Origin of the sequence: Salinisphaera sp. (genome assembly GCF_035690525.1) — a bacterium.
In the GTDB taxonomy this organism is placed as follows: domain Bacteria; phylum Pseudomonadota; class Gammaproteobacteria; order Nevskiales; family Salinisphaeraceae; genus Salinisphaera.
Genome location: NZ_DASSKM010000083.1, coordinates 1 through 4214 on the forward strand (window position 1 = coordinate 1; position 4214 = coordinate 4214).

A 4214-nucleotide genomic window follows, 5' to 3' on the forward strand; every position below is an offset into this window, starting at 1 on the left:
CCTTTCAAAAGGGCGACGTGGCCGATCGAGCGTCGCGCTACGGGCTATCGAGGCCGCGAACCGTCTATGACACGCGAAACCCGATGACCGGAAAATGAACGTGGCCATATTCGCGGCCGCCGGCACCCATCGTCCGCCGCTCAAGAATAACCCGACAGCGCCGCGCGCGCTGAATACGGATCGCCGCGCGCGTTCAGGTGGCGGTCATCGCCGCGGCCATCTCCGCTAAATAGTTGAAAACATCTGATATTTCATCTGTTTTAGCGCCGGGTCAATAATAATCAAAACCGAACCACTGCCCACGCAGGCGATCCAAGAGCGAACCGAGCCGTGGCAGCACGGTACCCGCGTTCTGGGTGATGTTCAGCATCATCTGGATGTCCGAACGATTGCCGACCGGGCTCCAACCGGCCGAGAGATAGCCGACGCTGACCGCGACGTTGTCGAGCAGCCCCGGGAATCCCATGGCGAGCCCCGTACGACTACCGAGCGCCTGGCCGTCGTGCCGGCTGCCGCCGATCGAGAAGCTCGGCTGGAAGCGGGTTTCCAGACCCGCCAGATCGAGCTCATGACTGGCCGAGACCTGCCATAGTCCGCCTTGGACGGGCATGGCGCCGGGTGTGGGCACATAACCTTGATACCAGCCGAGCGCCGAATCGACATGCCAATCGCGCCAGTTTCGGGTCCGTGCAGCCAACTTCAGTGACAGCGGCGTCTCGCGCTCGGCACCGAACCCGCCGGCATTACCGAACTGCGCGCTCAGCCGCCACGGCCGGCCGATGGCGCTCGAATCACCGATCCTGCTCAGACTCCACTTGTCGACCAGGCTATCTCCAAAATCGGTCGCGCTGTTGCCCGCGTGCATTCGCACGGTGTTGCTGAACCGCCAGCGGCGGCCCAGATCGTAGGCCCCGGAGACTTCGAAGCCGCTATCCCCGGCGACGATCGCACTGCCCCACGGGCTGTAGTTGCGGCCGGTTTGAAAATAGCCGATGTGATAGTTGCCGGCGGCGAAATCGTGACCGAAGCCGATCCGGGTCGCGCGCCCGTCCAGGGCCGAAACCGCGCTACCGCTGCTCAACAACTGATCGGCCTCGAAGGTCAGATTCGGGAGATACCAGCGATTGCCGAGATCGAGCTGCGCCTCGGCGCGCATGAGCGTCTGACTGCCGATACCACTGCCGCTCGAGGCGGTATGCATGGCGTCGATCCTCAGCAGCGGCGTATCGACGGCGGCGCTCTTCCACCGCAGACCGCTCGTGAGATAGTGATTGATGTCGTTGCTGAGCGAATCGACACCGAAGAACGCCGCGGCGTCGCCGAGCCGCATCGGCCCCGCCGAAAGATCGATCTTGCTTTGATGACCGTGAATCTGGCGGTTCAGTTTCGACGAGTCGAATACGGAGAACGTATCCAATCCACTCGCCTGGGCGCTGCCGACGACACAGCATAACGCCATGACGACGCCGCAACCGCGGACGATGTGTTCGGCAGCATTCCCCATGACGCTCACGCTACGCAAAGCGTTTTGACCCGCTGCAATAATATAAATCGGCCCCGTGGCTTTCAAGCCGCGGGGCCGAAGGAAACCGCTGATTCGAGAGATATTATCAGCGCCTAATCCGGTAACAAACAACCGACGCGTCGGCTGTTTTTAGCGCCAAGGCTTGCGGCCGTTGCCCCGGCAGGTCAAGAGGGCCTTGTTATCGCGGCGCCGCTAACGGCCGCTGCGGATACGGCGAACCATCTCCAGGCGGGCGGCGGCTTCGGTCAACTCGAGCTGGGCGCGCGCGAGATCGCTCTCGCCCTCGGCCTCGGACACCGCCTGCTCGGCACGTTCCTTGGCTTTCTCGGCCTCGGCTTCGTCGATGTCCTCGGCCCGTTCCGCGGTGTCGGCCAGCACGGTGATCAAATGCGGCTGCACTTCCAGCAGCCCGCCGGAAACGAACACCTGTTCCTCGTCGTCGTTCTCGTCGCGAATACGCAGGTTGCCGGGCTTGAGCCGGGTCAACAGCGGCGCGTGGCGCGGCATGATGCCGATTTCGCCCATTTCGGCGGGCGCGAACACGATGCTGGCCGAGCCGGTGAAGATCTCGCCTTCCACGCTGACGACATCGACGTGAATTTTCATAACGCTTGCCTATGCCACTGAAGGTTTAGCGACGACCGCGGCCGCCACGCGAGGAAGACGCCTCGCCCGCTCAGGCCGCCTTCTCCTTCTTGGCCATCTCATCGCCCTTGGCGATGGCCTCGTCGATGGTGCCGACCATATAGAACGCCTGTTCCGGCAGATGGTCGTATTCGCCGTCAACGATGCCCTGAAAACCGCGGATGGTCTCGGACAAGGCCACGTACTTGCCGGGCGAGCCGGTGAACACTTCGGCCACGAAGAACGGCTGCGACAGGAAACGCTCGATCTTACGGGCGCGGGCTACCGCCAGCTTGTCGTCCTCGGACAGCTCGTCCATGCCCAGAATGGCGATGATGTCCTTGAGTTCGCGATAGCGCTGCAGGGTCTGCTGCACGCCGCGCGCGCACTGATAATGCTCGTTGCCGATGATGTTCGGATCGAGCTGGCGCGAGGTCGAATCCAGCGGGTCCACCGCCGGATAGATGCCGCGCTCGGCGATCGAGCGGGCCAGCACGACGGTGGCGTCCAGATGCGCGAAGGTGGTGGCCGGCGACGGGTCGGTCAGATCGTCGGCCGGCACGTAGACCGCCTGCACGGAAGTGATCGAGCCGGTCTTGGTCGACGTGATGCGTTCCTGCAACAGGCCCATTTCCTCGGCCAGGGTCGGCTGGTAACCCACCGCCGAGGGCATGCGGCCGAGCAGCGCCGAGACCTCGGTGCCAGCCAGCGTATAACGATAGATGTTGTCGATGAACATCAGCACGTCGCGGCCTTCGTCGCGGAAGAACTCGGCCATGGTCAGCCCGGTCAGCGCCACGCGCAGGCGGTTGCCCGGCGGCTCGTTCATCTGGCCGTAGACGAGCGCCACCTTGTCGAGTACGTCCGACTCCTGCATTTCGTAGTAGAAGTCGTTGCCTTCACGGGTGCGCTCGCCCACGCCGGCGAATACGGAGTAGCCCGAATGCTCGGCGGCGATATTGCGGATCAGCTCCATCATGTTGACGGTCTTGCCGACGCCGGCGCCGCCGAACAGGCCGACCTTGCCGCCCTTGGCGAACGGACAGAGCAGATCGATGACCTTGATGCCGGTTTCCAGCAGCTCCTGACCGCCCGCCTGGTCCTCGAACGTCGGCGGATCGCGATGGATCGGCGCGATATCGTCGGCGCCGATCTCGCCCTTTAAGTCGATCGGATTGCCCAGCACGTCCATGATACGGCCGAGCGTTTTCTGGCCGACCGGCACGGAGATCGGACTGCCGGTGTTTTCGACCTCGCCGCCGCGGGTCAAACCCTCGGTCACGCCCATCGCGATGCAGCGCACGACACCGTCGCCGATTTGCTGCTCGACCTCGAGCACCAGACCAGTATCCTTGTGCTTGAGCGCATCGAAGATGTTCGGCAGCGATTCGCGGTCGAACTCGACGTCCACCACCGGGCCGATGATCTGTACGACTTTTCCAAGACTCATAGCGTTTCCTCGACTGGGCAGCGCGCGCTGCCGCGTATCTTGTTCTCGTCCAATTACCTGGCGCGTCAGCCGCTGGCCGTCTAGGAGACGGCCGCCGCGCCGGCCACGATTTCCGACAGTTCCTGCGTGATCGCGGCCTGACGCTGCTTGTTGTACTCCAACTGCAGGTCGTCGATGATGTCGCCGGCGTTGTCCGAGGCCGACTTCATGGCCACCATCCGCGCGGCCATTTCGCAGGCCACGTTCTCGACCGCGCCCTGATAGACCTGCGATTCGACGAAGCGGACCAGAATATCGTCCACCAGCCCGTTGTCCTCGGGCTCATAGATATAGTCCCAACGATCGGACAGCTCGTTGTCGTCGCTTTCCTCGACCGGCAGCAACTGTTGACGATACGGGCGTTGCGTCATGGTGTTGACGAACTCGTTGCCCATGACGAACACGCGATCGACGTTGCCCTCGCGATAATCGTCGAGCATCACCTTGACCGTGCCGATCAGATCCTGCAAATGCGGCCGATCGCCCAGATCGACCACGTCGGCCTTGACCTTGGCGAAGCGCTTGAAAAAGCTCAAGCCCTTACGACCGATGACCACGAGATCGACTTCGACGTTG

The 4214-nt window shown here is 63.0% G+C and carries 4 protein-coding genes; all 4 read right to left on the minus strand.

What is annotated here, in order from left to right; translation table 11 throughout:
• Positions 1-271: 271 nt before the first annotated feature.
• On the minus strand, positions 272-1504 hold the full coding sequence (locus VFJ08_RS06035; protein ID WP_324996196.1) for a hypothetical protein: 1233 nt from the start codon (positions 1502-1504) through the stop codon (positions 272-274).
• A 213-nt stretch (positions 1505-1717) separates the two neighbouring features.
• On the minus strand, positions 1718-2131 hold the full coding sequence (locus VFJ08_RS06040; protein ID WP_324996198.1) for a F0F1 ATP synthase subunit epsilon: 414 nt from the start codon (positions 2129-2131) through the stop codon (positions 1718-1720).
• Between the two features lie 70 nt (positions 2132-2201).
• Entirely contained in the window at positions 2202-3599 is a 1398-nt protein-coding gene (gene atpD / locus VFJ08_RS06045) for a F0F1 ATP synthase subunit beta (protein WP_324996200.1), read from the minus strand.
• Positions 3600-3679: 80 nt separating this feature from the next.
• On the minus strand, positions 3680-4214 hold a 535-nt coding region (gene atpG, locus VFJ08_RS06050), incomplete at its 5' end, for an ATP synthase F1 subunit gamma (protein ID WP_324996202.1).